This window comes from Williamsia serinedens, assembly GCF_024171725.1.
GTDB classification, from domain to species: domain Bacteria; phylum Actinomycetota; class Actinomycetes; order Mycobacteriales; family Mycobacteriaceae; genus Williamsia_A; species Williamsia_A serinedens.
The window spans coordinates 64,431-88,605 of sequence record NZ_JAMTCG010000003.1 but is presented as its reverse complement, the minus strand read 5'-3'; the positions used below and the strand labels follow the sequence as shown (position 1 = coordinate 88,605).

The 24,175-nt window shown below is 69.8% G+C and carries 22 protein-coding genes; 9 read left to right on the top strand and 13 right to left on the bottom strand.

Annotated features, from left to right (window positions below):
- Nucleotides 1-40: 40 nt before the first annotated feature.
- Together LX12_RS07740 and LX12_RS07735 are read right to left on the bottom strand one after the other, a co-directional pair.
- Nucleotides 41-1,441 (bottom strand): aspartate aminotransferase family protein, encoded by a 1,401-nt coding sequence (locus LX12_RS07740; RefSeq protein WP_253653971.1) that lies wholly within the window; start codon nt 1,439-1,441, stop codon nt 41-43.
- A complete protein-coding gene (locus tag LX12_RS07735; protein WP_253653970.1) occupies nt 1,438-1,890 on the bottom strand; it encodes an Lrp/AsnC family transcriptional regulator in 453 nt (150 codons plus the stop codon). Before LX12_RS07735 ends, LX12_RS07740 begins: the two co-directional genes overlap by 4 nt.
- A 107-nt stretch (nt 1,891-1,997) precedes the next feature.
- Between LX12_RS07735 and LX12_RS07730 the strand changes: the two genes are divergently transcribed.
- The gene (locus LX12_RS07730) at nt 1,998-3,485 is read left to right on the top strand and encodes a gamma-aminobutyraldehyde dehydrogenase (protein ID WP_253653969.1); all 1,488 of its coding nucleotides are present in this window, start codon (nt 1,998-2,000) and stop codon (nt 3,483-3,485) included.
- Nucleotides 3,482-4,930 carry an NAD(P)/FAD-dependent oxidoreductase gene (locus LX12_RS07725; protein WP_253653968.1) on the top strand — a complete coding sequence of 483 codons (1,449 nt, stop codon included), beginning with the start codon at nt 3,482-3,484 and terminating at the stop codon, nt 4,928-4,930. The genes LX12_RS07730 and LX12_RS07725 overlap by 4 nt, the downstream gene beginning before the upstream one ends.
- Before the next feature lies 1 nt (nt 4,931).
- On the opposite strand, the gene LX12_RS07720 is transcribed toward LX12_RS07725, so the two are convergent.
- Both LX12_RS07720 and LX12_RS07715 read right to left on the bottom strand, forming a co-directional pair.
- Nucleotides 4,932-5,861, bottom strand: a complete 930-nt coding sequence (locus LX12_RS07720; protein WP_253653967.1) for a universal stress protein — start codon at nt 5,859-5,861, stop codon at nt 4,932-4,934.
- Complete coding sequence (locus LX12_RS07715) at nt 5,851-7,356, bottom strand: APC family permease (protein WP_253653966.1); 1,506 nt, start codon at nt 7,354-7,356, stop codon at nt 5,851-5,853. Before LX12_RS07715 ends, LX12_RS07720 begins: the two co-directional genes overlap by 11 nt.
- A 127-nt stretch (nt 7,357-7,483) precedes the next feature.
- Between LX12_RS07715 and LX12_RS07710 the strand changes: the two genes are divergently transcribed.
- On the top strand, nt 7,484-8,173 hold the full coding sequence (locus LX12_RS07710; RefSeq protein WP_253653965.1) for a DedA family protein: 690 nt from the start codon (nt 7,484-7,486) through the stop codon (nt 8,171-8,173).
- Here the strand turns inward: LX12_RS07710 and LX12_RS07705 are convergent.
- Nucleotides 8,126-9,244, bottom strand: coding sequence for an alcohol dehydrogenase catalytic domain-containing protein (locus tag LX12_RS07705; protein WP_253653964.1), 1,119 nt, complete (start codon nt 9,242-9,244; stop codon nt 8,126-8,128). The two genes, LX12_RS07710 and LX12_RS07705, sit on opposite strands and share 48 nt — an antisense overlap.
- Nucleotides 9,241-9,738, bottom strand: a complete 498-nt coding sequence (locus tag LX12_RS07700; protein WP_253653963.1) for an acyl-CoA thioesterase — start codon at nt 9,736-9,738, stop codon at nt 9,241-9,243. Before LX12_RS07700 ends, LX12_RS07705 begins: the two co-directional genes overlap by 4 nt.
- Before the next feature lie 79 nt (nt 9,739-9,817).
- On the opposite strand from LX12_RS07700, the gene LX12_RS07695 reads away from it, so the two are divergent.
- Nucleotides 9,818-10,747: an HpcH/HpaI aldolase/citrate lyase family protein gene (locus LX12_RS07695; RefSeq protein ID WP_253653962.1), complete on the top strand. Its 930-nt coding sequence runs from the start codon at nt 9,818-9,820 to the stop codon at nt 10,745-10,747.
- A 19-nt stretch (nt 10,748-10,766) separates the two neighbouring features.
- Complete coding sequence (locus tag LX12_RS07690; protein WP_253653961.1) at nt 10,767-11,768, top strand: YihY/virulence factor BrkB family protein; 1,002 nt, start codon at nt 10,767-10,769, stop codon at nt 11,766-11,768.
- A 7-nt stretch (nt 11,769-11,775) separates the two neighbouring features.
- Here the strand turns inward: LX12_RS07690 and glpK are convergent, their stop codons facing one another.
- Complete coding sequence (glpK, locus tag LX12_RS07685) at nt 11,776-13,290, bottom strand: glycerol kinase GlpK (RefSeq protein ID WP_308213983.1); 1,515 nt, start codon at nt 13,288-13,290, stop codon at nt 11,776-11,778.
- Between the two features lie 192 nt (nt 13,291-13,482).
- Between glpK and LX12_RS07680 the strand changes: the two genes are divergently transcribed.
- Nucleotides 13,483-15,009, top strand: a complete 1,527-nt coding sequence (locus tag LX12_RS07680) for an HNH endonuclease signature motif containing protein (protein ID WP_253653960.1) — start codon at nt 13,483-13,485, stop codon at nt 15,007-15,009.
- Here the strand turns inward: LX12_RS07680 and LX12_RS07675 are convergent.
- The 5 genes from LX12_RS07675 to sdhC form a co-directional block, all read right to left on the bottom strand.
- Nucleotides 14,993-16,261 (bottom strand): glycoside hydrolase family 27 protein, encoded by a 1,269-nt coding sequence (locus tag LX12_RS07675; protein ID WP_253653959.1) that lies wholly within the window; start codon nt 16,259-16,261, stop codon nt 14,993-14,995. The genes LX12_RS07680 and LX12_RS07675 overlap by 17 nt on opposite strands.
- Before the next feature lie 62 nt (nt 16,262-16,323).
- Nucleotides 16,324-17,115, bottom strand: coding sequence for a succinate dehydrogenase iron-sulfur subunit (locus tag LX12_RS07670; protein ID WP_253653958.1), 792 nt, complete (start codon nt 17,113-17,115; stop codon nt 16,324-16,326).
- Nucleotides 17,115-18,869 (bottom strand): succinate dehydrogenase flavoprotein subunit, encoded by a 1,755-nt coding sequence (gene sdhA / locus LX12_RS07665; protein WP_253653957.1) that lies wholly within the window; start codon nt 18,867-18,869, stop codon nt 17,115-17,117. The genes LX12_RS07670 and sdhA overlap by 1 nt, the downstream gene beginning before the upstream one ends.
- Nucleotides 18,870-18,891: 22 nt before the next feature.
- Nucleotides 18,892-19,347 carry a succinate dehydrogenase hydrophobic membrane anchor subunit gene (locus LX12_RS07660; RefSeq protein ID WP_253653956.1) on the bottom strand — a complete coding sequence of 152 codons (456 nt, stop codon included), beginning with the start codon at nt 19,345-19,347 and terminating at the stop codon, nt 18,892-18,894.
- 14 nt (nt 19,348-19,361) lie between these two features.
- Complete coding sequence (gene sdhC, locus LX12_RS07655; protein ID WP_253653955.1) at nt 19,362-19,766, bottom strand: succinate dehydrogenase, cytochrome b556 subunit; 405 nt, start codon at nt 19,764-19,766, stop codon at nt 19,362-19,364.
- A 222-nt stretch (nt 19,767-19,988) separates the two neighbouring features.
- Between sdhC and LX12_RS07650 the strand changes: the two genes are divergently transcribed.
- Genes LX12_RS07650 through LX12_RS07640 form a run of 3 tightly spaced genes read left to right on the top strand, consistent with a single transcriptional unit; the run spans nt 19,989 to nt 22,831 of the window.
- The gene (locus LX12_RS07650; protein ID WP_372504981.1) at nt 19,989-20,390 is read left to right on the top strand and encodes a cytidine deaminase; all 402 of its coding nucleotides are present in this window, start codon (nt 19,989-19,991) and stop codon (nt 20,388-20,390) included.
- Entirely contained in the window at nt 20,387-21,691 is a 1,305-nt protein-coding gene (locus LX12_RS07645) for a thymidine phosphorylase (protein WP_253653954.1), read from the top strand. Before LX12_RS07650 ends, LX12_RS07645 begins: the two co-directional genes overlap by 4 nt.
- 3 nt (nt 21,692-21,694) lie before the next feature.
- Nucleotides 21,695-22,831, top strand: coding sequence for an adenosine deaminase (locus tag LX12_RS07640; protein ID WP_253653953.1), 1,137 nt, complete (start codon nt 21,695-21,697; stop codon nt 22,829-22,831).
- A gap of 60 nt (nt 22,832-22,891) precedes the next feature.
- On the opposite strand, the gene LX12_RS07635 is transcribed toward LX12_RS07640, so the two are convergent.
- Nucleotides 22,892-24,157 (bottom strand): SatS C-terminal domain-containing protein, encoded by a 1,266-nt coding sequence (locus tag LX12_RS07635; protein WP_253653952.1) that lies wholly within the window; start codon nt 24,155-24,157, stop codon nt 22,892-22,894.
- Between the last annotated feature and the right edge of the window lie 18 nt (nt 24,158-24,175).

Here is a 24,175-nt window from a genome sequence, read left to right as displayed (position 1 = left end):
GATCATCACCGATGCGAACGATCGGTGCACCGCGGGGTGCTCAGATCTTCGTGTACGCCTCGGTGAGCACCGACCGCAGGATCGACTCGATCTCGTCGAACTCGGCCTGACCGCTGATGAGCGGCGGGGCCAGCTGGACCACCGGGTCGCCCCGGTCGTCGGCGCGGCAGTACAGACCCGCGTCGAACAGGGCGTGCGAGAGGAACCCGCGCAGCACCCGCTCCGACTCCTCGTCGGTGAACGTCTCCTTCGTCGCCTTGTCCTTCACGAGCTCGATCCCGTAGAAGAACCCCTCACCCCGGACGTCACCGACGATCGGCAGGTCGTGCAGCCGCTCGAGCGTCGCGCGGAACGCCGGCGCGGTCTCCTTCACGTGGTCGGTGATCCCCTCGGCGTCGAAGATGTCGAGGTTGGCCAGCGCGACGGCCGCCGACACCGGGTGACCACCGAACGTGTAGCCGTGCGCGAACGACGTCATGCCGTCGGAGAACGGCTCGAACAGACGATCGCTCGCGATCATGGCACCGATGGGGGAGTAGCCCGAGGTCATACCCTTGGCGCAGGTGATGATGTCGGGGACGTAGCCGAAGTCGTCGCAGGCGAACATCGACCCGATGCGTCCGAACGCGCAGATCACCTCGTCGGAGACGAGCAGCACGTCGTACTCGTCGCAGATCTCGCGGACCCGCTCGAAGTAGCCGGGCGGGGGCGGGAAGCAGCCCCCGGCGTTCTGGACGGGCTCGAGGAACACCGCGGCCACCGTGTCGGGGCCCTCGAACTCGATGGCCTCGGCGATGCGGTCGGCGGCCCAGCGGCCGAACGCCTTCTCGTCGTCGCCGTGCTCGGGTGCGCGGTAGAAGTTCGTGTTCGGCGCACGGAACGCACCCGGGGTCAGCGGTTCGAAATCCTGCTTCATGGCCGGGATGCCGGTGATCGCGAGTGCCCCCTGCGGTGTGCCGTGGTAGGCCACCGAGCGCGAGATCACCTTGTGCTTCAACGGTTTGCCGGTGAGCTTGAAGTACTTCTTCGCGAGCTTCCAGGCGCTCTCGACGGCCTCACCGCCGCCGGTGGTGAAGAAGACGCGGTTGAGGTCGCCCGGGGCGTACGCCGCGAGGCGCTCGGCGAGCTCGACCGCCGGCGGCGTGGTGTAGGACCAGAGCGGGAAGTAGGCGAGGGTCGAGGCCTGTGCGGCGGCGGCACGGGCGAGTTCCTCGCGTCCGTGCCCGAGCTGCACGACGAACAGCCCCGACAGCCCGTCGAGGTAGCTCCGACCGCGGTCGTCGAAGATCCGGACGCCCTCGCCGCGGGTGATCACGGGCGGGACGATCTCCGCCCCGTGACGGGCGAAGTGACCCCACAGATGTCGCGCGCTGCGGGATCCGACGTCGGAGGTGGGATCGGTGATGGAGCCGTGCGCCGGCTCGATCGGTGTCGTGGTCATCGTGTACCCCAGTTGTATTGCTGTTTGACGAGTTTCAGGTAGACGAGCGTCTCGGTCGTGGTCACGCCCGGCTGGGCGCGGATCTTCTGGTTGAGCAGTTCGAGCAGGCGGGAGTCGTCCTCGCACACCACCTCGACGACGACGTCGAACGAGCCCGCGGTGAGCACCACGTAGTCGATCTCGTCGATCTCGGCCAGTGCGTTCGCGACGGCCACCGAGTCGCCGGTGCAGCGGATCCCGATCATGGCCTGTCGGGCGAACCCGACGCGCAACGGATCGGTGACCGCGACGATCTGCAGGAGCCCGCTGTCGCTGAGCTTCTGCACCCGGTTCCGCACCGCGGCCTCGGACAGACCCACCGACTTGCCGACCGACGCGTAGGACCGGCGCCCGTCGGCCTGCAGCTCCTCGATGATGCGCTTGGACACCTCGTCGAGGTCTTTGGTCACCCGTCGAGTGTCACGGAATCAGCGAACGGAAGCAAGCCGAGATGCCGATTCCGTCGTCGAGCGGTCGATATCGAGAGGATTTCGTCGTCATCACCTACACTCGGCCCATGCCGAACACCGTTGCCTCCAGTTGGATGTCCGGGGCCTCCCGCAGCACCGACGGGCCCGAACACCAGGTGGTGAACCCCGCGACCGACGAGGTCGTGGCGACCATGCGCCTTGCCACCGCCGCCGACGTGGACGAGGCGATGGCGCAGGCGCGCGCCGCGCAACCGGGGTGGGGCGGTGTCACGCCCGCGGAGCGGGCGGGGGTGCTCGCCGAACTCGCCCGTCGCATCGAGGGAGCCACCTCCGAACTCGTCGCCGACGAGGTCGCGCAGACCGGCAAGACGACGCGCCTGGCGACCGATTTCGACGTACCCGGTGCGGTGGACACGACGGCGTTCTTCGCGGGCGCGGCGCGGCTGCTCGAGGGCAAGGCGACCGCGGAGTACTCGGCCGACCACACGTCGTCGATCCGTCGGGAGGCGGCCGGGGTGGTCGGCACCGTGACACCGTGGAACTACCCGCTGGGCATGGCGATCTGGAAGGTGATGCCCGCGCTGGCGGCCGGGTGTGCGGTCGTGCTGAAACCGGCCGAGATCACACCGCTGACCACGCTCACCCTGGCCCGGCTGGCGACCGAGGCGGGCATCCCGGACGGCGTGTTCTCCGTGCTGACCGGGACCGGACCGGAGGTGGGCGCGGCGATCTCGGGGCACCCGGGCGCGGATGTCGTCACGTTCACCGGGTCGACCGCCGTCGGCCGCCAGGTCATGGCGAATGCCGCGGCCCGGGGCACACGCGTACAGCTCGAACTCGGCGGCAAGGCGCCCTTCGTCGTCTTCGCCGACGCCGATCTCGACGCCGCGGTGCACGGTGCCGTCGCTGGGGCCCTGATCAACTCCGGCCAGGACTGCACGGCTGCGACGCGGGCGATCGTGGCGCCCGAGCTGCACGACGACTTCGTCGCCGGCGTCGCCGAACTCATGGCGGCCGTCCGGGTCGGGGACCCGACCGACCCCGCCACCGACATGGGTCCGGTGGTGTCGCACCGGCACCGGGACAAGATCGCCGGGATGGTCGACCGTGCTGCCGCGGCCGGCGCCCGGATCGTCACCGGCGGAACGGTTCCCGACGGCCCCGGCGCGTTCTACCCGCCGACCCTGATCGACGGCGTCGACGAGCACAGCGAGATCTACCGCGACGAGGTGTTCGGACCGGTGCTCACGGTGTCGACCTTCACCGATGTCGACGACGCCCTGCGCCGCGCCAACGACACCGACTACGGGCTCGCGGCGTCGGCGTGGACCCGGGACGTCTATCTCGCCCAACGGGCGTCTCGTGAGATCCACGCCGGCTGCGTGTGGATCAACGACCACATCCCGATCATCAGCGAGATGCCCCACGGCGGGTTCGGCGCATCGGGCTTCGGCAAGGACATGTCGGCGTACTCGCTCGAGGAGTACCTGTCGATCAAGCACGTGATGAGCGACATCACCGGGGTGGCCGCGAAGGAATGGCACCGCTCGGTGTTCACGCTGCCCGGGCGATGACCGTCCGGAGTCCGGCCGTCGACGCCCCCGTGTGGATCGAGCGGCCGACCGAGCGTGGGCAGGCGATGGTCGCCGGTGCCCGCCGCGAGCCGTACTGGCTCGACCGCCCGGAGAGACCGTCGGCGCGACCGTCCCTCGCCGGCGACCTCGACTGTGACCTCCTCGTCGTCGGGGGCGGGTTCACCGGGTTGTGGACGGCCGTGCAGGCGGCGGAGGAGGATCCGTCGCGGCGTGTGGTCCTGCTCGAGGGCGGCCAGATCGCCGACGGTGCGAGCGGCCGCAACGGCGGGTTCTGCGCGGCGAGCATCACCCACGGCCTCGCGAACGGCGTGGCGCGCTTCGCCGACGAGATGCCGACGCTGGTGCGGTTGGGCGTCGAGACGCTCGACGCCATCGAGGCGGCGCTGGACCGGCTGGCGATCGACGCCGCGTTCGAGCGGGTCGGAGAACTCGACGTCGCGACCTTCGACTGGCAGGTCGCCGATCTCGAGGACCAGGCGCGGACCGCGCGCGAACTCGGGATCGACGTGACGGTCCGCCGTGCCGGCGACACCGCCGCGGACATCCGGTCGCCGATGGTGGTGGCCTCGTCCCACGATCCGACGGTCGCCCTCGTCGACCCCGCGAAGCTCGCGTGGGGGCTCGCGGACGCGGCGGAACGCCTGGGCGTGACCGTGCACGAACACACACCCGTCTCTCGGGTCCGCCGCGACCGGCGGCGCGGGGTCCGCGCGGTCTGCGACGGCGGCGTCGTCACCGCGGACCGTGTCGTGCTCGCCACCGCCGCGGCGCGGCCGCTCCTGCGACGGAACCGCCTCTCGGTGGTCCCCGTGTTCGACTACGCCCTGATGACCGAGCCGCTGACCCCCGAGCAGCTCACCGCGATCGGGTGGTCGGGTCGGGAGGGACTCGCCGACGTCGGCAACCGCTTCCACTACATCCGGCGCACCGTCGACGACAGGGTGCTGTTCGGCGGGTGGGACGCGGTGTACCACTTCGGATCCGACGACGACCCGCGCCACCACGTCGCCGACGACGAGTTCGCCCTGCTCGCCGACCATCTCGTGGAGATGTTCCCGGCGCTCGACGGCGTCGGGATCAGCCACGCCTGGGGTGGGGCCATCGACACGTGTTCGCGGTTCTGCGCGTTCTGGGACCGGGCCCTCGGTGGGCGGGTCGTGTCCGTGCTCGGGTTCACCGGACTCGGCGTGGGGGCCTCGCACTTCGGTGCCCGGGTGGCGCTGGACCTCGTCGACGGCAGGGACACCGAGCGCACGCGCCTGTCGATGGTCCGGACCCGGCCGTTGCCGTTCCCGCCGGAGCCGCTGCGCTGGATCGGGATCACGCTCACGCGGCGGGCGTTCGCCCGCGCGGACCGGGACCGCGGACGTCGCGGGGTGTGGCTGCGGGCGATGGACGCGGTCGGACTCGGCTTCGACAGCTGAGTCAGGCGCCCCCGTCGGACCCCGCCTCATCGGACCCCGCCCCGTCGGACTTGGGCACCACGAGGATCGGCGCGGTGGTGCTGCGCAGGATCCGGGATGCCGTGGAGCCGAGGAAGACCCGGCTCGGTGGACCCAGACGGGACGACCCCACCACCAGCAGGTCGCCGTCACCGAACCGCAGACTCGTCACCGCGTCCTCGAGCGTGTCACCGTCGCCGACGAGTGCGTCGATGTCGGCGGACGCACCGAGCCGGTCACGGGCGTCCTCGAGAGCCGCCCGGGCCGCGGCGATCTGACGGCGTCGCGTCTGCGCCGACTCCACGGCGTCGATGTCGCCGTGCTCGTCGGCGGAGACCAGGCAGACCAGTCGCATCGCTAGACCGGCTCGACGGGCCAGGTCGGCGGCGACGGGCAGCGGGTCGTCGCCGCGCGGGGCGGCGGGCACGGCGACGGTCACCGTGTCGAGACGGGTGTCCGCCCGCTCGGCGTGACCACGCGGTGCGAGCGCGACGGGCAGCGTGGCGCAGTGCAGCAGTTCGGAACTGATCGACCCCAACGAGTGACGGCCGATGATCCCGTCACGGGTCGCGCCGACCACGATCATCGCCGCGTCGAGCGTCGTGGCCGTCTCGAGGAGACCGCCGGTGAAGGAGTCCGCGACCGGCGCATGGGTCGTCACCGGCACGCGCCCGTCCACGATCCGCTCGCCGTCGGCGAGCCACCGGTGCGCGCGGTCGACGAGGAGTCGCTGGTACGGCGCGCGACCCGGGGTGCCGTCGGGTTCCTCCTCGCGGACGACGCACACGAGGTCGAGGGTGCCGCCGACCGCCCGGGCGAGCGAGACGCCCAGCTCGACGCCGTCGGCGCCCGACGGGGTCGCCAGGTACCCGACGACGATGCGGGGACGGTCGCCGGTGGTGTCAGGGGACATCGGGCACCTTCACCTCGGTCGTCGCGGTCAGGGTCCGCCCCCGGAAGAAGTCGCGGCCCCCGGCGACGCACAGCAGCATCAGCGGGATCCCGAGCACCAGCATGCCGACGCCCATGATGAACACCCCGCCGACCCCGCCGACCGAGGTCGAGCCGTAGTCGGGGGCGATCATGTCGGTGGCGCTCTGGATGAACGCCCACGTCATCGCGATCCCGCCGAGCAGCGGGAAGACGCCGCGCATGAACAGGTTCCGCGCGGAGTGCAGGAGCGTGCGGCGGAAGTACCAGACGCACGCATAGGCGGTCACGCCGTAGTAGAAGGCGACCGCCAGGCCCAGCGAGGCCACCGAGTCGCCGAGGGTGTTCTGGCTGACCAGCGACAGGACGAGGTAGAACATCAGCGCCGCACCGCCCATCACCGCCGTCCCGAACGCGGGTGTCATGTAGCGCGGGTGGATGCGGGCGAAGCGGCGGGGAAGGGCCTCGTATACGGCCATCGAGAGGGTGCCGCGTGCGGTCGGAAGGATCGTCGACTGGGTCGAGGAGAGCGCGGAGATGCTCACGGTGAGCAGCAGCGCCGACGACATCACGATCCCCCCGACGGGCCCGCCGAGGATCGTCAGCACGTCGTCGGCGTTGTCCGGATTGTTCAACCCGATACCGGTGTCACCGAACCCGGCGAACGACTGCACGGCGTAGGCGACCAGCACGTAGGTGCACACCAGGATCAGGGTGGTCAGCACCGCGGCCCGCCCGGGCGTGCGTTCGGCGTCGCGGGTCTCCTCGCCGACCGCGAGGCAGGCGTCCCAGCCCCAGTAGATGAAGATGCAGAGGATCACCGCGGCGGCCAGTTCCGACGACGAGACACCGCTCGGCCACAGCCAGCTCCAGCTGGGCGAGATCGCCTGCGGCCCCGCGGTGTCGGTGGCGACCTTCACCAGGGCGACCACGCTCGCGACGATCAGCACGCCGAACTGCACGGCGATGAGGACGTTCTGCATCCGCTCGCTGATGACGATCCCGCGGATCGACACCCACGTCATCGCGACGATGAGCAGGCTGCCGACGGCCACCTTGACCCAGAGGTTCTCCGCGAGACCGTCGAGGTGGAGGAACTCGAACAGGTAGACGGCGGCGATCTCGGCCACGTTGGCGAGCACGATGATGGCCGAGACGGCGAGCCCCCAGCCGCCCATCCACCCGATCCAGGGGCCGAAGGCCTTGGTCGCCCAGGTGAAGGTGGTGCCGCAGTCCGGGGTGTCCCGGCCGAGCTCGCGGTAGGCGAAGGCGATGAGGAGCATAGGGATGAACGCGATGACGAACATCGCAGGTGCCTTGGTGTGGACCTGCGCGACCACGTAGCCGAGAGTCGCGGCGAGGCTGTAGGCCGGCGCCACCGCGGACAGCCCGATGACCACGTTCCCGACGAGCCCGAGCGCGCCGGCCTGCAGCCCCTTGTCCCCCGGGGAGGTCTGCGTGTGCACCGATACGGCCATGGCAGTGAAGATACGTTTTCTGCTGTCTCTGCGCCGATCGATGACGAAATTGTTTGCCTGTCGGTAACACGACGACGAAATCAGTTGCCCACGCCGAGTGCGTCGATCACGCGACTATCGTTCACGCGTGATCGATGCACTGGTCCAGTGGCTGCTCGGCCTGCCCCCGTGGGTGGCCCTGGTGATGGCGTTCCTGTTCCCCGCGCTGGAGGCGTCGATCTTCGTCGGCGTGGTGATCCCGGGCGAGATCGCCGTGCTCATCGCGGGCGTGATCGCCAGCGGCGGCCGACTCGAGCTCTGGGAGGTGCTCGTCGTGGCCATCGCCGGCGCGGTCATCGGTGACTTCGTCGGCTTCGAGGTGGGTCGACGCTGGGGGACGGTCCTGCTCGCGAAGCTGCCCGAACGGCTCGTCAAGCCCGAGCACGTCGACCGCGGTCGCGAGGAACTGCGCAAGCGCGGTGCGATCGCCGTCCTCGTCGGCCGGTGGATCGCGGCGTTGCGGGCCCTCATGCCGGGTCTGGCGGGGATGTCGGGGATGCGGTTGCGCACCTTCGTCATCGCCAACGCGATCGGTGGCGCCATCTGGGCGAGCGCTGTCGCGAGCCTCGGCTACGTGGCGGGGTCGTCGTACAAGACCGTCGAGAGCAGCCTGGGGTACGCCTCGGAGATCCTCATCGGCGTCGTCGTGCTGGCGATCGTGGCGCTGGTCGTCCGCAGCCGTCTGCACAAGCGGCAGGCGACCCCCGGGTCCACCCCGTCCGAGGCGGGGTCAGTCGAAGAGGATCACCTGGCGGATCGCCGCCCCGTCGGCGAGTGAGTCCATCGCGGCGTTGACGTCGTCGAGCCCGATCCGCGCGGACACCAGCTTCTCGACGGGCAGCCGCCCCTGGCGCCACAGGTCGGCGTAGACGGGGATGTCGCGGGACGGGACCGCCGACCCGAGGTAGCTGCCGACGATCGTGCGCGCACCCGCGACGAGGGCCAGCGGCGAGATGGAGGACCGCGCGTCGGGCGCGGGCAGTCCGACGGTGACGCAGATGCCGCCGGGTGCCGTGGCCGCGACCGCGGTCTCGAACGCCCGGGCGTTGCCCGCGGCCTCGATCACCACGTCCGCGGTGATGCCCTGCTCGGCCACCTCGGCGGGCGTGTACGTCGCGGTCGCACCGAGGTCGCGGGCGGTGGCGAGCTTGTCGTCGACGGCGTCGACGCCGATGACGTCGCCGGTGCGCAGCGACAGTGCGGTGAGCACCGCGGCCATCCCGACGCCGCCGAGTCCGACGACCATCACCGACTGGCCGTCGGTGGGCTTGCCCGCGTTGAGCACCGCGCCGCCGCCGGTGAGGACCGCGCACCCGAGCACGGCGGCCACCTCCGGGGGGACGTCGTCGCCGACGGGGGTGACCGACCGGCGGTCGACGACGGCGTGGTCGGCGAAGCCCGACACGCCGAGGTGGTGGTGGACGACGTGGTCGTCGCCGGGATCGGCGGGATGCAGGCGGCGGTCACCGTCGAGGAGGGTGCCCGCGTTGTTCGCGACCGATCCCGGGCCGCAGGGCAGGCGGCCGTCGGTGGCGCACTGCGGGCAGTCACCGCAGCGGGGGAGGAACGCCATGACGACGCGGGTGCCGATCTCGAGGTCGTCGACGTCGGAACCGACCGCGACGACGCGCCCCGCGGCCTCGTGGCCCAGCGCCATCGGCAACGGGCGTGGCCGGTTGCCGTCGACGACGGACAGGTCCGAGTGGCACACGCCGGCCGCCTCGATACGAACCGTCACCTCGTGGGGGCCGGGCTCGTCGAGGTCGAGGTCCTCCACGACGATCGGTCGCGAGTCGGCGTACGGACGCGGGCGTCCGGACTCCTGGAGCACCGCTGCGCGGATCTTCACTGTCGTTCTCCCGTTCGGTCGGAGTCGGTGTCGTGGTGGTCGGCTGGGCGGATCGCCCGGGTGAGGACGCCGCGCACGGGGTCGGGGATCGGCACGGGTCGGCGGGTCTCGGTGTCGACGTAGACGTGCACCCACCGCCCGCGCGCCGCGGGCGGGGCGTCGGCGCCGCTGAACACCGCGAGGTCGTAGGTGACGCTCGAGGTCCCGAGCCGGTCGACGGCCAGGGCGACCACGATCGGTTCCGGGAACGCCACGGAGGCGAGGAATCGGCAGCCCGACTCGACGACGACGTTGTTGACGGTGTCGCGGGCGGGGTCAAGGGGGGAGCCCGCCGCGGCCAGCGTCTCCGCCAGCCAGCCGTTGATGGCGGTGTCGAAGAGTTGGTAGTACACGGCGTTGTTGAGGTGGCCGTACATGTCGTTGTCGGCCCAGCGGGTCGTCATCGGTCGGTGCACCGCGAAGTCCGTGAGCCGCAGATCCTGGTCGCTGGTCATCGCCGCCTCTCGTCGCCGGCCCGCACGTGCCGGCGGGCGTTTTTGCTCACACGTGGCGGGTGGGCGACTATATGGGGTGATGAACCCGCCACCGATCACCGACACCGACGTCGAGCCCGACGATATCGGCTCGCGTATCGATCCCGTCCTCGCCCGCAGCTGGCTGCTGGTCAACGGCGCGGGCCCCGACCGGTTCCAGGCGGCCGCGCACTCCCGCGCCGACATCGTCGTGCTCGACATCGAGGACGCCGTCGCCCCGAAGGACAAGGCCGCCGCCCGCGACAACGTCGTGCGATGGATCTCCGACGGCAACGCCGACTGGGTCCGCGTCAACGGGTTCGGCACGCAGTGGTGGGAGGGTGATCTCGACGCCCTGCGGGAGCTGGGACCGGGCGTCGGCGGCGTGATGCTGGCGATGGTCGAGTCCGTCGACCACGTCACCGAGACCGCCAAGCGACTGCCGGGCGTGCCCATCGTCGCGTTGGTGGAGACTGCCCGCGGCCTCGAGCGGATCGGCGAGATCGCCTCGGCGAAGGGGACGTTCCGACTGGCGTTCGGCATCGGCGACTTCCGTCGCGACACCGGTTTCGGCGAGAACCCGACGACGCTGGCCTACGCCCGGTCGCGGTTCACCATCGCCGCCAAGGCGGCCCACCTGCCCAGCGCCATCGACGGCCCGACCGTCGGGTCGTCGGCGCTGCGCCTGTCGGAGGCGACCGCGGTCAGCCGCGAGTTCGGCATGACCGGCAAGATCTGCCTCACCCCCGACCAGTGCGCCGCCGTCAACGAGGGTCTGTCCCCGTCGCAGGAGGAGATCGCCTGGGCGCGTGAGTTCTTCGCCGAGTTCGAGCGCGACGGCGGTGAGATGCGCAACGGGTCCGACCTGCCGCGCATCGCCCGCGCGACGAAGATCATCGACCTCGCGCGCTCCTACGGCATCGAGGTGCAGGCCGCCGACTACGACGATCCGGACCACGTGCCGGCGCCGTCGGACACGTACCACTACTGAGAACGACGTCCCCCGTCCCGTGGTCATCCGACGCCTCGACGCGCTGCAGCGTCGCAATCGCGGGGTGGGCTTCGTGGTCGCCGTCGTCTACAAGTTCATCGACGACCAGGGCGGGTACCTCGCGGCGTTGATCGCGTACTACGCGTTCATCTCGCTGTTCCCACTGCTGCTTCTGCTGACCACCGGCCTCGGCGTCGTCCTCGCCGACCACCCGTCGCTGCAGCAGCGTCTGGTCGACTCGGCGCTCGGCGAGTTCCCCATCATCGGCGACCAGCTCGGAGAGCCGCGGCGGCTGAGCGGGGGCGTCGCCGGCGTCGTCATCGGTGTCGTCGGTGCGCTCTACGGCGGGTCCGGTGTCGGGCAGGCGACCCAGAACGCGATGAACGTGATGTGGTCGGTGCCGCGCAACGAGCGCGGCAACCCGATCGTCTCCCGGTGGCGCAGCCTGCGCCTCCTCACGGTCCTGGCGCTCGCGCTGGCGGGGACCACCGCCCTGTCGCTGCTGGGCAACTTCGTCGACGGGTTCGGGACGTTCTCCACGCTGGGTCTCGCGATCGCGGCGGTCGTCATCAACGCCTTCGTATTCTCGCTGGGGTATCGCATCGGCACCGCGCGGCACCTCGGGCTGCGCCAGGTGTTGCCGGGAGCGGCTGTCATGGCGGTGATCTGGCAGCTGCTGCAGACGTTCGGTGCGGTCTACGTCGGTCAGGTCGTCCGCCACGCGAGCGCGACCAACAGTGTCTTCGCCGTGGTCCTGGGTCTGCTCGCGTTCCTGTACCTGACGTCCATCGCGGTCGTCTTCACGGCCGAGATCAACAGCGTGCGTGTGCAAAAGCTCTATCCCCGCGCGTTGCTCACGCCGTTCACCGACGACGTCGTCATGACCCAGGGCGACCGCCGGACCTACACCGCGCAGGCGCAGGCGCAGCGCGCCAAGGGGTTCGAACAGATCGACGTCACGTTCGACCTCGACGCGCGCCGCGCCGACGACACCGACGACCCGCCCGCGGAGTCCCGCTGACGGCGGATCAGACGTCGACCCAGTCCAGGGTGCGGGTGACCGCCTTCTGCCAGCGGGCGTACTGCTCGGCGCGCTGGTCGTCGTCCCACCGGGGCTCCCACCGTCGGTCCTCCTGCCACTGCGACTCGAGTTCCGCGGTGTCGGAGAAGAACCCGACCGACAGGCCCGCTGCGTAGGCGGCGCCGAGAGCGGTGGTCTCCGCGACGACCGGTCGGCTCACCGGGATGCCGAGAACGTCGGACTGGATCTGCATGCACAGGGAGTTCGCTGTGACGCCACCGTCGACGCGGAGGACCTCGAGCTCGACGCCCGAGTCCTTGCACATGGCGTCGGCGACGTCTCGGCTCTGGAAGCAGATCGACTCCAGTGTGGCGCGGGCGATGTGGGCGTTGTTGTTGAACCGCGACAGCCCGACGATCGCGCCGCGGGCGTCCGACCGCCAGTAGGGCGCGAAGAGGCCGGAGAACGCGGGTACGAAGTACACGCCACCGTTGTCCGGGACCTCGCGGGCCAGCGACTCGCTCTGCGCCGCACCGGAGATGATGCCGAGCTGGTCGCGCAGCCACTGCACGGCCGAGCCGGTGACGGCGATCGAGCCCTCGAGGGCGTAGACGGGCCTGTCGTCCCCGAACCGGTAACAGACCGTCGTGAGCAGACCGTTGTCGGAGCGGACGAGCTCCTCACCGGTGTTCAGCAGCAGGAAGTTGCCGGTGCCGTAGGTGTTCTTGGCCTGACCGGGGGAGAAGCACACCTGGCCCACCATCGCGGCCTGCTGGTCGCCCAGCGCGGCCGCGATGGGCACCTCGGCGGCCAGCGGGCCCGTACGCGTGGTGTGCCCGTACGGTTCGGTCGGGGACGACGACACGATGCGCGGCAACATGTCTCGCGGGATGTCGAAGAGAGCGACGAGCTCGTCGTCCCAGTCGAGGGTCTCGAGGTCCATCAGCATGGTGCGGCTGGCGTTCGTGACGTCGGTGACGTGCACCCCGCCGTCGATCCCGCCGGTGAGATGCCAGATGAGCCAGCTGTCGATGGTGCCGAAGATCGCGTTCCCCGCCTCGGCGTCGGCACGCACACCGTCGACGTTCTCGAGGATCCACTGCACCTTCCCCGCGGCGAAGTACGTCGCCGGCGGGATACCCGCTCTGCGACGGATCAGATCACCGTGGCCGTCGCTGTCGAGTTGCTTCGCGATGCGGTCGGTGCGGGTGTCCTGCCAGACGATCGCGTTGTAGTAGGGCCGCCCGGTGTGACGGTTCCACACGACCGTCGTCTCGCGCTGGTTGGTGATGCCCAGTGCGGCGAGGTCGTCGGCGGCGATCCCCGCCCGCCGCAGCGCGGTCTGCAGGACCGACGAGGTGCGTTCCCAGATCTCGACCGGATCGTGTTCGACCCAGCCGGCCCGGGGCATCACCTGCTGGTGTTCGAGCTGGTGACGCGCCACCTCGGCGCCCTCGTGATCGAAGATCATGAACCGGGTGCTGGTGGTGCCCTGGTCGATCGCGCCGACGTACCTGGCCACGCGTGTCCTTCCGCCGTCACGAGGTGGTCGGGGACGATCTTGCCCTGTCCGACCCACTTTCGGCGGGAGCATGCATCGGCAGATCGTGGACGGGTCGACGACGACCGAGTTACCGGAGTTCATCTGTTCGGACCAATGCCGCTATCGAACACACGTTCTATGATGTGTGTACAGCTTTCCCCGGGGAGGAGCATGGTGAGCAACAGCCTGATCGACGACTACGCGGCGCTGCACGCCCTGCTGGAGGAGATCGCCGAAGCGCCGTCGGATTCCTGCACGGAGCTCGAGGTCGCCGGGTTGGCGATCACCCATGAGCACGCAGTCCGCAAGATGGGTTCGATTGGGCTGCAGCGCATTCTGGACGTCTCGGATCGGGAAGCCTTTCGGTCGGTGCAGTGCGTGAAGCTGGACGAGTTCGTCGGGCAACGCCTGCGCATCACCAATCCGCGCAAGCGGCTGCGGCAGGTCACGCAGCTCGCCGCGATGCACGCGTTGACCGGTGAGAAGCTGCCGCCGCGCTGCCCGGAGACCGCGGACGCGATGGCCGACGGAGCGCTCGGCCACGAGCACGTCGACGCCGTACTGGACGTGATGGCCAAGGTGCCGTCGGCGACCCCGCCGGAGATGCGGGATCTGGCCGAGGAGCAGCTGGCCGAGATCGCGCGGCACCACTCGCCGCGGGAGATCACCCGCGCCGGCGCCCGGATCTTGTCGCACCTCGACCCCGACGGGGACCTCCCGGACGACCGCGATCGCGCCCGCAACCGCAGCCTGTCGCTGGGTGCGCAGGACACGTTGGGCATGTCGACACTGATGGGCACCCTCGATCCCACCACCCGAGCGCTGTTCGAGGTTCTGCTCGCGGCCTGGGCCAAACCGGGCATGAACAATCCCGACGACGAGCAGTCACCCAGGGGTGGCGCCCACGACGAGGGCATCGACCAGGATCAGTTGCGCGACGCCGCGTCACGCGATTGCCGGACTCAAGCGCAACGCAGTCACGACGCCTTCCACGCCCTGCTGCAGGCCGCATCCGACGGCGGGCTCTACGGCGCCTCGCACCGCGGGCTGCCGCCGCACATCATCGTCTCCATCACCGAAGCCCAACTCCGCGAGCGGGCGGGGATCGGGCACACCACGACGGGCACGGATCTCCCGATGTCGGAGGTCGTGAAGCTCGCCGCACAGGCGCAGATGTACCTGGCGGTGTTCGACGATCACACCGGCGAGGCGCTGTACTTCGGGCGGGCCAAGCGGCTCGCGTCGGAGTCGCAGCGGTTCGTGAAATTCGCCGAGTACGGCGGCTGCTCCAAACCCGGCTGCCCGCGGCCGTTCTCCCACACCGAAGCCCACCACGCCGAACAAGACTGGGCCGACGGCGGGAACACGGACATCACTGATCTCGCCCCGGCCTGCGGGCCACACAACCGCGCCGTGCACGACGGGCCCGGCGGCTGGCGAACCGAGAAGATCCTCGACGGACCCGACCGCGGGAAGTACGGGTGGGTCGCCAACGGCACCACCGACCCACCCCGAACCAACCACCTCCACCGACCAGACCGCATCCTCGACGACACCTCACCACCCGAACCGGAATGGTCGGATATCGAGCACTCGCTCGAACTGATCCTCACCGAACACACCTCGGCGCCCACACCACCCGACCCGGTGATCATCCGCGTCATCGACTACCGCGCACCGGTCAGACCGTCCTGCTGATCCGGAGGACCGCGGTGTCGTGTGGGGCCACCGTCACCGTGATGGACTGCCCGGCGGCGGCGACCTCGCGGCCCGTCCACACGTCGATCGTGGTCCCGTCCGCGCCGACGACCGAACGGTCCACCGGGATCGTCTCCGTCTGGTCGCCGGGGTTCGTCACCGACACCGCGACGGAGCCGTCGGCCAGTCGGCGGGCACGGGTCCAGCCGTCCGAGGTGACCGCGCGGGCCATCGCGCCCGCGGGATCCTGATCGATCGCGACGATCCCGGTCGACGCCAACAGATCTCGTGTCGTGGTGCTCATCCGGGTCAGGTCGTTGCCGGCGATCAGAGGCGACGCCGCCATCGCCCAGAGGGCGAGGTGGCTGCGCTGCTCGGCAGCGGTCAGCGAGTCGCCGACGCCGATCTCCAGCATGTCGAGGTCGAGCCATCGCCCCGCCCCGACCGTCACGTCGGCATCGCGGGCAGCGTCGGCGATGTCCGCAATGCCCTGATAACCCGAGGCGTCCTGTCCTGACCGCCACACGGATTCGATGTCGTTGGTCAGGCGAGTCGTCGTCGCCACGCCACCCCAGTCGTGCACGGCTCCCGGGACGCCGTCGGTCGCGGTGATCCCGCTGTTGGGATTGATCGCCAACACCATCGGCCGTCCGGTCGCGCGGATCGCGTCGCGCATCGCGACGAACGCCGACCGCTGGGCACTCGGATCGGCATCGGAGGAGCACCAGTCGTCCTTGACGTAGTCGACACCCCACGCCGCGAACGTCTGCGCGTCGACCGTCTCGTGTTCCCGACTGCCCGTGTCGCCGGGGTAGGTGCCGTTGAGCTGCGCGCACGTCCGGGCCCCGGCGCCGGTGTAGATCCCGAACCGCAGACCCCGCGCGTGGAGGTAGTCACCGAGCGCGTCCATGCCCGACGGGAAACGGTCGGGTGCGGCCACGAGACGTCCGGACGGGTCCCGGGACGGCGCCTGCCAGCAGTCGTCGACGACGACGTAGCGGTACCCGGCGGCCGCGAGCCCCGACGACACGAGCGCGTCGGCCTGTGCGCGCACGATCTGCTCGGTCACGCCGCACCCGAAGGTGTTCCAGCTGTTCCATCCCATCGGGGGAGTGGCGGCAACCCCGGGAATCGCGACCGCGTCCTCACTCACCTCATGTCCCACGGACCCTCCACAGCCGGCGACGACGAGCACCATCAGCAGGGAGGTCACCCGGACACACAGACGCCCGCGCATCGACGAGGCCTCCATGTCGAGACACGGTAGGCGTCGTCACTGCGCGGGCGCTGTGACGGTGCTGTGGGTCGGTGAGGTCAGCGCGAGAACATCAGCGCGCGCTTGACCTCCTGGATCGCCTGCGTCACCTGGATGCCACGCGGGCAGGCGTCGGTGCAGTTGAACGTGGTGCGGCAGCGCCACACGCCGTCGACCCCGTTGAGGATGTCGAGACGCTCGGCAGCACCCTCGTCACGGCTGTCGAAGATGAACCGGTGTGCGTTCACGATGGCGGCCGGACCGAAGTAGCTGCCCTCGTTCCAGTACACCGGGCAGCTCGTGGTGCAGCAGGCACACAGGATGCACTTGGTGGTGTCGTCGAACCGGTGGCGGTCGCTCTGACTCTGGATGCGCTCGCGGGTCGGCTCGTTGCCGCTCGTCATGAGGAACGGCTTCACCGCGCGGTACGCGTCGAAGAAGGGCTCCATGTCGACGACGAGATCCTTCTCCACCGGCAGCCCACGGATGGGCTCGACGGTGATGGTGATCTCCTTGTTCTTGTCCTTCGGCAGCAGGTCCTTCATGAGGAGCTTGCAGGCCAGACGGTTCACGCCGTTGATCCGCATCGCGTCGGACCCGCAGACACCGTGCGCGCAGCTGCGACGGAACGTGAGACTGCCGTCGAGGTAGCCCTTCACGTACAGCAGCAGGTTGAGCATGCGGTCGGTCGGCAGTGCCGGCACCCGGAAGCTCTCCCAGCCCTGCGCGTCCGGGTTCTCGGGGTCGAACCGGGCGATCTTCAGGGTGACCATCGTCGCCTCGTCGGGGACGGGCGGCAACGGCGGCTCGTCGGTCCGCGGGTCGGACGCGATGTCGGGCGTGGCGGTCATCAGTACTTGCGCTCCATCGGCTCGTATCGGGTCTGCACCACCGGCTTCCAGCCCAACTCGATGTCGGAGAGCAGGCCGGTCCCCTTCTTGTACGCCATGGTGTGGCGCATGTAGTTGGTGTCGTCGCGGTCGGGGTAGTCCTCGCGGGCGTGACCGCCGCGGGTCTCCTTGCGGTTCAACGCGCCGACGACGGTGACCTCCGCCATCTCCAGCAGGAAGCCCAGCTCGATGGCCTCGAGCAGGTCGCTGTTGTAGCGGGTCCCCTTGTCCTGCACACGGATGTGGTTGTACCGCTCCTTGAGCGCGTGGATGTCGGTGAGCGCCTGCTTCAGCGTCTCCTCGGTGCGGAACACCGACGCGTTGGCGTCCATCGAGGCCTGCATCTCCGTGCGGATGTCGGCGACACGCTCGTGTCCGTGCTCGGACAGGATGAGCTCGAGCCACTCGTCGACCATGCCGGTCGGGTTCTCCGGCAGCGGGACGAGATCGGCCGAGGCGGCGTACTCCGACGCGTAGATGCCCGCGCGGCGCCCGAACACATTGATGTCGAGCAACGAGTTGGTGCCGAGACGGTTCGCGCCGTGCACCGAGACGCACGCGCACTCGCCGGCCGCGTACAGACCCTTGACGACGGTGTCGGGATCGGCGAGGACCTCACCCTTGATGTTCGTCGGGATGCCGCCCATGGCGTAGTGGCACGTCGGGAACACCGGCACGTACTCGGTCACCGGGTCGACGCCGAGGTAGGTGCGGGCGAACTCGGTGATGTCCGGCAGCTTCTCGTTGAGGACGTCCTCCCCGAGGTGGGTCACGTCGATGTAGACGTAGTCCTTGTTCGGACCGGCGCCACGTCCCTCGAGCACCTCGAGCACCATCGAGCGGGCGACGATGTCGCGCGGCGCGAGATCCTTGATGGTGGGGGCGTAGCGCTCCATGAAACGCTCGCCGTCGGCGTTGCGCAGGATGCCACCCTCACCGCGGACGGCCTCGGAGATGAGGATGCCCAGCCCGGCCAGACCCGTCGGGTGGAACTGGTGGAACTCCATGTCCTCCAGCGGCAGACCCTTGCGGAAGACGATGCCCATGCCGTCACCGGTGAGGGTGTGGGCGTTCGACGTCGTCTTGTACATGCGTCCCGAGCCGCCGGTGGCGAGCACGATGGACTTCGCGTGGAAGACGTGGATCTCACCGGTCGCCAGCTCGTAGGCGACGACGCCGGTCGCGACCTGCTCGCCGGCCTCGTTCTCCGAGAGGCACAGGTCCAGTGCGTAGAACTCGTTGAAGAACTCGACGTCGTTCTTGACGCAGTTCTGGTACAGCGTCTGCAGGATCATGTGGCCCGTGCGGTCCGCGGCGTAGCAGGACCGGCGCACCGGGCTCTTGCCGTGGTCACGGGTGTGGCCGCCGAAGCGGCGCTGGTCGATCTTGCCCTCCGGCGTGCGGTTGAAGGGCAGGCCCATCTTCTCCAGGTCGAGGACGGCGTCGATCGCCTCCTTGCACATGACCTCGGCCGCGTCCTGGTCGACGATGTAGTCGCCGCCCTTGACGGTGTCGAAGGTGTGCCACTCCCAGTTGTCCTCCTCGACGTTCGCGAGGGCGGCGCACATGCCGCCCTGCGCGGCGCCGGTGTGGCTGCGCGTCGGGTAGAGCTTCGTCAGCACAGCGGTGCGCGCTCGAGGCCCCGCCTCGATCGCGGCACGCATGCCGGCGCCACCGGCGCCGACGATGAGGACGTCATAGCGATGCTCTTGCATGGATCTTCTCTCCTTGTGAGCGCTAGCTGACGGAGTTCACGTCGAACGTGAGGATGGCGTAGGTGCCCAGGCCGACCGTCAGGATCATCGAGAGCGCGAGGACGACGTTCAGCCAGAAGCGCGTCGAGTCCTTGCGCGAGTAGTCGGCGATGACCGTGCGGACGCCGTTGCCGCCGTGCAGCTGGGCCAGCCACAGCATCGCGAGGTCCCACACCTGCCAGAACGGCTGGCCCCACCGCTGGGCGACGAACGCCGAGTCGATGCGGTGCACACCGTTGTCGAAGGTCAACATGATCGTCATGTGGCCGAGCGTCAGGAAGATCAGCGCGATGCCCGAGAAGCGCATGAACATCCACGCGTTCTTCTCGAAGTTGCCACCCTTGGGGCGACGCGGCGACCGCGGGTTGTCGAGGCTCGCCGGACGGTCGTGATCGGTGCCGACCGTCTTCGCGAGCTTGGGGGCTTCGGAGGTTGTCATCGAGAACTCGCCTCTCAGAGGTTGTCGACGAGGATGGCCAGCATGCGGATGGCGCCCGCGGCGAACACGACGACGAAGATCGCCGAGATCACCCAGAGCATCTGCCGCTGGTACTTGGGACCCTTCGACCAGAAGTCGACGAGGATGATGCGCACACCGTTCAGCGCGTGGTAGAGCACGCACGCGACCAGGCCGATCTCCATGAGACCGATGACCGGGTTCTTGTAGGTGTCGATGATCTGGTCGTACGTGTTCGGGTTCACGCGGATCATCGCGGTGTCCAGCACGTGCACGAACAGGAAGAAGAAGATCGACACACCGGTGATGCGGTGCAGCACCCACGACCACATGCCGGGGTCTCCGCGGTAGAGGGAGCGGCGGCGGACCGGCTCCGGCGCGACCTCGGTCTGAGCTGTCATCCCTTGGGCCTCCAACATCGTCGATGATGCGAGCGCCAGATCGGTGCGGCCCGGTCCGGCGACCTACTCTCTCGAGAGTAGACCCACTCCAGACAAGCCTTGGAATCAGCTGAGTTCTGCTCGCGGGCAGATCATTTGGATTTAGGTTTGCCTAACATGACTCGACTTGTGGGCGAGCGGTCGCCGACCGGGGCCGCGTCGGCCGGGGAGGTGCCGTCGATGGTGAGTGACACGACGTGGGATGCGTTGCGCGACAGGGCCGCACACGCGTGTTCCACCGCCTATGCGCCCTACTCCGACCACCCCGTGGGGGCCGCCGGGGTGACGGACGAGGGCCGCCTCGTGTCCGGATGCAATGTGGAGAATGTCTCATATGGACTCGGCGTCTGCGCGGAGGTCGCGCTGGTCACGGACCTGTTCCGCGGTGGCGGGGGCCGTCTGAGCGCGGTGTCGGTGACCAATCGGGCGGGCGACGTGATCATGCCCTGCGGCCGCTGCCGGCAGGTGCTGCTCGAGCACGGGGGTCCGGAGCTGCTCGTCGACCACCCGCGCGGCCCGCGCCGTCTCGGTGACCTGCTGCCCGACGCGTTCGGCCCCGACGACCTCGCCGCGGGACGCCCGTGAACCCGGGGGTCACACCGGACGCGGTGTCGGTGATCACCACCAAGCGCGACGGGGGCGCCCTCGACGACGCACAGATCGACTGGGCGATCCGCGCCTTCACCGACGGTGAGATGGCACCCGAGCAGATGTCGGCGCTGGCGATGGCCGTCCTGCTGCGGGGCATGGACCGGCGGGAGATCGCGCGGTGGACGGCCGCGATGGTCGCCACCGGCGCGCGTCTGGACTTCTCCGACCTCCGCCGCGACGGCCGCCTGCTGCGGACCGTCGACAAGCACTCCACGGGCGGTGTGGGCGACAAGATCACCCTGCCGCTCACGCCGCTCGTCGCCTCGTACGGGGTCGCGGTGCCGCAGCTGTCCGGCCGTGGACTGGGCCTGACCGGCGGCACCCTGGACAAGCTGGAGTCGATACCGGGATGGCGCGCCGACCTGACCGTCGAGGCGATGACCGCGCAGCTGCGCGACGTCGGGGCCGTGATCTGCGCGGCCGGTTCGGGCCTCGCGCCGGCCGACAAGAAGCTGTACGCGCTGCGTGACGTGACCGGCACCGTCGAGGCGATACCGCTGCTCGCCTCGTCGATCATGAGCAAGAAGATCGCCGAGGGGACCGGCGCGCTGGTGCTCGACGTGAAGGTCGGCAGCGGTGCGTTCCTCGCCGATCCCGACGACGCCCGCCAACTCGCCCGGACCATGGTCGCGCTCGGCACGGACGCCGGCGTCGACACGGTCGCCCTCGTCACCGACATGTCGACGCCGCTGGGTCGGTCGGCCGGCAACGCCGTGGAGGTGGCCGAGTCGCTGGAGGTGCTCGCCGGCGGCGGACCGCCCGACGTCGTCGAGCTCACCCTGGCGCTGGCCCGCGAGATGCTGGCCGCGGTCGGGATCGACGACGACCCCGCCGACCACCTGTCGGGGGGTCAGGCCATGGACACCTGGCGCGCGATGATCACCGCCCAGGGCGGCGATCCGGACGCCCCGCTGCCGAGCGCGGAACACACCGACGTGATCACCGCGTCGGCGGACGGGATCGTCACCGCGCTCGACGCCCGCGCGGTCGGTCTCGCGGCCTGGCGTCTGGGCGCCGGCCGGGCCCGGCCCGGCGACGCCGTGCAGTCGGAGGCCGGTGTGGTGTGGCACGTGCGACCCGGCGACCGTGTCCGCCGCGGACAGCCGATCATGACGATGCACACCCGGACTCCGGAGCGGTTCGACGCCGCCCGGGTCGCGCTCGACGCGGCGGTCACCGTCGGTGACGCTCCTCCCGCCGCCCGGGATCTGGTGCGCGAGCGTATTACCGTCTGAGAGATGAGCCTCCCCGCGTCCGAGCCCCGGCCCTCCGCCGTCGACCGCGCGTCGGCGGTCCTCGCCCCCAAGGTGCTCCTGCACGACCACCTCGACGGTGGATTGCGGCCGGCCACCGTCCTCGACCTCGCCCGGGAGAACGGGTACGACGAGCTGCCCGCCGGTGACGTCGACGGTCTCGCCCGGTGGTTCCGAGACAGCGCCGACAGCGGCTCCCTGGTGCGCTACCTCGAGACGTTCACCCACACGGTCGCCGTCATGCAGACCGCACCCGCGCTGCGTCGGGTCGCGCGGGAGTGCGCCGAGGACCTGGCCGCCGACGGCGTGGTGTACGCCGAGGTGCGGTTCGCCCCGGAACAGCACCTCACGACCGGGCTGTCGCTCGACGAGGTGGTCGAGGCGGTGCTCAGGGGCTTCGACGAGGGATCGGCGGCGGCACAGGCGACCGGCAGGCCGATCCTCGTGCGGTGCCTGGTGACCGCGATGCGGCACGCCGCCCGCTCCCGGGAGATCGCCGAACTGGCGGTGCGGTTCCGCGACCGCGGCGTGGTCGGGTTCGACATCGCCGGCGCGGAGGCCGGTCACCCGCCGAGCCGTCACCTCGACGCGTTCGAGTACATGCGGGCGAACAACGCGCCGTTCACGATCCACGCCGGAGAGGCGTTCGGCCTGCCGTCGATCCACGAGGCCATCAGCTTCTGCGGGACGGACCGCCTCGGGCACGGCGTCCGGGTCATGGACGACATCGAGCTGCCCAGCGGCACCGGCCCGTCCGGCCGCGACGTACGGGGTGCCCAGCTCGGTCGTGTCGCGAACTACGTGCGGGACAAGCGGATCCCCCTGGAGATGTGCCCCAGCTCGAACGTCCAGACCGGCGCGGTCGCGAGCATCGCCGAGCACCCGTTCGACGTGCTCGCCCGTCTGCGGTTCCGCGTGACGGTCAACACCGACAACCGGCTCATGAGCGACACCACGATGAGCAAGGAGTTCGGTGTGCTCGCCGACCAGTTCGGTTACGGCTGGGCCGATTTCGAGCGGTTCACCGTCAACGCGATGAAGTCGGCGTTCATCCACTTCGACGAACGGCTGCGGTTCATCGACGAGATCATCAAGCCCGGCTACGCCGTCCTGATCGGCTGAGCCGAGGCGATCCTGACCGGCTCAGCGGTTGCCGTCCTGACCGGCTGGGTCGTGAGTGCCTCAGGCCTTCTTGACCAGCCGTGCCTCGAACTCGTGCACGAGCGCCCGGAACTCCTCGGACTCGTTCTCGAACGGACCGCTCGGGGCGAGTCGCTTCGGGTCCGGGTTCACCGTGTAGTTCACGAACCAGCCGAGCGGCGTGGTGGACGCCAGTGCCTCGGCGACGGAGTCGTCGTCGGCGAAATCGGCGGCGTCGGTGAGGAGTTCGACGGCGAGTTCCACCTGCTTGCGGTCCATCCGGCGTGGTCCGTCGAGGATGTCGGTCGCGATTCCGGGGAGGACGTAGACGTTCTCGTCGTAGACGTCGACCTCGAGCGACCCGTCGGTCGCGGCGACGCGCACCTCGTCGAAGGTGCTGACGTCGGCGAGGTCGTGGTCGTCGGACTGGGCGACGAAGCGGGACAGTGCCCGCTCGGAGGTGAAGACGAAGATCTTCCCGTCCTTGCCGAGGAACACCGGGTCGTCGCCGAGATAGCACCGCAGCGTGAGGTACTCGGCCGCGTCGGTGACGATCCGGATGGGATCGATGCCGACCGACGACCAGAAGTCGTCCTCGAGGTCGTCCTCGTCGTCGGTGTCGTCCTCGGCGTCCGCCTCGTCGACCGCACCGGCACCGGCGACGATCTCGACGTCCTCGTCGTCGGGCTCGTCCTCGTCCTCGGCGCTCGACGCAGCCTCGAGCTCGGCCTCCGCGGTGGCCACCGCGGTCGCGTCGACGTCCGGCGTGGAGATGACCTCGTCGATGGCGTCGACGACATCGTCCCAGTGCTTGTCGATGAGGGTGCCGATCCGGCCCCAGAGCTCGAGGCCCTCCTTGCCGACGAAGTTCGTCGTGCCGACGGTCACCGCGCCGAGGATCGGATTGCCGTTGAAGAACCGTGTGACGGTGGACAGCTCGCAGACCTCGCCGATGATGCGCACGATCTCCAGCGCGTCCTCGAGCTCGGCCACCACCTCGGGTGTCGGGTCCTCCGCCGCGAGTTCCGGGACGCCGATCAGGTCGTACGTCTTGTCCTTGGCCGGGACGAGTTCCTCGGCCTGGACGCCGGAGATGGTCTCCCACGCAGGGTGTTCGACGAGGTCGTTGTCCTCGTCGGATCGGACGAACGCGACGAGTTGGGCGACACCGGGGAAGCCGTAGAGGTCCTCGTCGAGACCGAGGAACGCCTCCCACTCGTCGTCACCCTCACGCCACCGCGGCGCCCACAGCGTGACCACGTTTCCGTCGGTCAGTCCGAGCTCGATCGGGACGATGTCTCCGGCCATGGCTCGCAACCCTAGCGG

Excerpts from the sequence above, each read along its gene's own strand:
- LX12_RS07740 (WP_253653971.1), bottom strand. The coding sequence starts at position 1,441 with ATGACCACGACACCGATCGAGCCGGCGCACGGCTCCATCACCGATCCC.
- LX12_RS07640 (WP_253653953.1), top strand. The coding sequence starts at position 21,695 with ATGAGCCTCCCCGCGTCCGAGCCCCGGCCCTCCGCCGTCGACCGCGCG.
- LX12_RS07635 (WP_253653952.1), bottom strand. The coding sequence starts at position 24,157 with ATGGCCGGAGACATCGTCCCGATCGAGCTCGGACTGACCGACGGAAAC.
- sdhC (WP_253653955.1), bottom strand. The coding sequence starts at position 19,766 with ATGACAGCTCAGACCGAGGTCGCGCCGGAGCCGGTCCGCCGCCGCTCC.
- sdhA (WP_253653957.1), bottom strand. The coding sequence starts at position 18,869 with ATGCAAGAGCATCGCTATGACGTCCTCATCGTCGGCGCCGGTGGCGCC.
- LX12_RS07695 (WP_253653962.1), top strand. The coding sequence starts at position 9,818 with ATGAACCCGCCACCGATCACCGACACCGACGTCGAGCCCGACGATATC.
- LX12_RS07660 (WP_253653956.1), bottom strand. The coding sequence starts at position 19,347 with ATGACAACCTCCGAAGCCCCCAAGCTCGCGAAGACGGTCGGCACCGAT.
- LX12_RS07680 (WP_253653960.1), top strand. The coding sequence starts at position 13,483 with ATGGTGAGCAACAGCCTGATCGACGACTACGCGGCGCTGCACGCCCTG.
- LX12_RS07720 (WP_253653967.1), bottom strand. The coding sequence starts at position 5,861 with ATGTCCCCTGACACCACCGGCGACCGTCCCCGCATCGTCGTCGGGTAC.
- LX12_RS07730 (WP_253653969.1), top strand. The coding sequence starts at position 1,998 with ATGCCGAACACCGTTGCCTCCAGTTGGATGTCCGGGGCCTCCCGCAGC.
- LX12_RS07700 (WP_253653963.1), bottom strand. The coding sequence starts at position 9,738 with ATGACCAGCGACCAGGATCTGCGGCTCACGGACTTCGCGGTGCACCGA.
- LX12_RS07675 (WP_253653959.1), bottom strand. The coding sequence starts at position 16,261 with ATGGAGGCCTCGTCGATGCGCGGGCGTCTGTGTGTCCGGGTGACCTCC.
- LX12_RS07715 (WP_253653966.1), bottom strand. The coding sequence starts at position 7,356 with ATGGCCGTATCGGTGCACACGCAGACCTCCCCGGGGGACAAGGGGCTG.
- LX12_RS07725 (WP_253653968.1), top strand. The coding sequence starts at position 3,482 with ATGACCGTCCGGAGTCCGGCCGTCGACGCCCCCGTGTGGATCGAGCGG.
- LX12_RS07670 (WP_253653958.1), bottom strand. The coding sequence starts at position 17,115 with ATGACCGCCACGCCCGACATCGCGTCCGACCCGCGGACCGACGAGCCG.